Here is a 396-nt window from a genome sequence, read left to right on the forward strand (position 1 = left end):
CGCCCCTAACAGCCAATTTTGTCTATTTTCAGCGGCAATAACTTGAGTAAAGCCCCAATCAACAAACGCATATAATAAATCTTGTTGGTTTGTATTATTAGGTCGGTTCGTATTATCAGATAGATAACCTGTATCCACGCTCACTCCATTATTATGACTTATGCTTGGATAACAGGTTGCATCCCCGAAACACATTCCAGTACACCTAACCCCTGCAATACCAAATTGTCCTAGCACCCCCATAAATCCGGCAAAACATTCTGGGCTGCAATACCTTCTTTGCGTATCTGTGAAATTAAATGCTATAAGTATGTTATTACCTAAATTAATATTTAATCCATCAGGCATTCTTACCAAATCAACCTCATTACCCGTGGTTGAATATCGTACTTTTCT

Annotated in this window: 1 pseudogene; it reads right to left on the reverse strand. The window is 38.4% G+C overall.

Going from position 1 to position 396, the window contains the following annotated elements:
* Nucleotides 1–396 (reverse strand): annotated as a pseudogene (locus tag GQ590_RS12120) (hypothetical protein); the annotation flags it as partial.

Origin of the sequence: Gilliamella sp. Lep-s35 (assembly GCF_009795845.1) — a bacterium.
Lineage (GTDB): Bacteria > Pseudomonadota > Gammaproteobacteria > Enterobacterales > Orbaceae > Gilliamella.